1 protein-coding gene is annotated in these 1,781 nt (G+C 73.2%); it reads right to left on the bottom strand.

The annotated features are described in order from the left end of the window. Positions 1–109: 109 nt before the first annotated feature. A complete protein-coding gene (locus tag FOE67_RS24680) occupies positions 110–1,564 on the bottom strand; it encodes an O-antigen polymerase (protein WP_228474258.1) in 1,455 nt (484 codons plus the stop codon). Positions 1,565–1,781 lie beyond the last annotated feature (217 nt).

Below are 1,781 nucleotides of genomic sequence, written 5' to 3'. Positions count from 1 at the left end.
CCCCCCGGGGACGCGCCCGGCGGAGGCGCCCATCGGACACCCCCCGCCGTCGTCCGGCGGTGCGGGGCCGCCGCGACCCCCGACACGACCCCGGCCGGGGACCGGGGGGTCACTCCAGGCGGCGGCGCGGATCGTCCCGGAAGGTCGTGACCAGCGCCAGGCAGACGGCGGCGATCGCGATGCGCCCGGTGGCCTGCAACAGCGGCCCGCGCAGCAGGATGAAGGAGTACCCGGCGATCACCGGCACCACGATCGCCGGGATGTTGCCGGGGGAGGGGTCGTCCACCGTCCGCTGCACGTACCGCCGATCGGTGCGGGCCGCCGCGTACCCGAGCGCCAGGAAACCGAGGGTCATTCCCAACGGCCCGAAGTCCAGCCACAGTTCGGCCCACAGCGGGGCGGAGAGATTGGTGTTGGTGGTGCCCATCCACTCGCCCACCCGCACCCCGGTGTCCACCGGCTTGTCCCCCCACAGCGAGCGCGGCACGAAGAACAGCAGCGAGCCGCTGAGCTGTTTGCCGTAGGTGTGCCCGTTGCCGTCGTCGGCGTAGGTGATGGTGTTGGCGAACATGGGGACCTGGTCGTAGTCCTTGACCACCAGTGGCTCCAGCACCGAGTCGGCGTCCATGGGCCGGTGACCGTCCTCGTCGTACCGGAAGCGGTCGGCGAAGGGGAAGACCAGCAGCGCCATCACCACACCCAGCGCCAGGGAGGTCCGGTACATCACGGGGCTGCGCGGGAAGAGGGTGAACAGCAGGGCGAACATCACGGTGAGGAACCAGTACCGGGGGTTCGACATCGGGTTGTTCACCACGATGTTGAGCACCAGCAGCCCGGCCCAGGGCAGCAGCACCGAGGGGCTGCGCCGCGCCCGTCGGGAGGTCACCAGCCAGCGGGTGGTGAACAGCAGGGCCAGCAGCACCGGGACCGTGCCGAAGCCGCGCAGCAGGGCGTTGCCCGCCTCGCCCCCGTCCCCGCCACCGGACGCCTCCAGGCTCTCGCCCAACTCCTGCCGGCTGCTGAAGAAGACCTCCGGCCCCAGCGAGGCGATGAACAGCAGCGAGCCCGCGTACGCCACGCCGATGAGCAGGTACAACCGGGTGCGGTGCACCCGGGCCGCCGGTCGGGCCCGGTCGTCCAACGCCGGCCGGTGCCGGGCGAGCATCGCGCCCAGGTCGAAGGCCACCAGCCCCAGCAGCACCAGGGCGGTCGCCAGGACGGTGTCCGAGCGGGGGCCGAGCACCGGGGTGGGGTCCCGGCCCAGCACGCTCTGCGCGAGCGGGGCGATGCCCATGGCCAGGTAGCAGAAGAGCCAGAAGGCACCCTGGATCAGCCTGCGCCGGCCGGAGAGCACCATCGTGCACAGCCGCACGCCGGCGTAGCAGGCGAGGGCGAGCTGGAGCACGAAGGCGGTGTCCCGCACCCCCTCGCCCGGCTGGGCCGCCACCGCGAACGGCATCACGGCGACGATGCCGAAGATCAACGGCAGGGCGGTGGCCCGGGACAACTGGGCCCGGTCCCGACGGTCCCGCGGATCCGCCGGCCGGTGCGGCCGGTTCGTCATCCCCACGGCCATCGCCGCCCCCTCCCGTACGGTGCCATGGTCCCGCCCCCCGGGGGCCTCCGGCACCACCCGGGGGGAGTCTAGGCGCCGGAAACCGCCCCGGGGTGCGGTTTCCGGACTCCTGTTCGGCCGAACCCGCCCCGGGGGCAAGCCGGTTGACTAGGCTTGACGGGTCGCGCCGCAGGGGAGGGCGCGCCTTCGGGAGGGGAACCCATCG

The sequence above is a fragment of the Streptomyces calidiresistens genome (genome assembly GCF_014141525.1).
In the GTDB taxonomy this organism is placed as follows: domain Bacteria; phylum Actinomycetota; class Actinomycetes; order Streptomycetales; family Streptomycetaceae; genus Streptomyces; species Streptomyces calidiresistens.
Note: the sequence above shows the minus strand (reverse complement) of the source record. Positions and strands in the feature narration are given on the sequence as shown.

Coding starts and splice junctions, on each gene's coding strand:
- FOE67_RS24680 (WP_228474258.1), bottom strand. CDS start 1,564: ATGACGAACCGGCCGCACCGGCCGGCGGATCCGCGGGACCGTCGGGAC.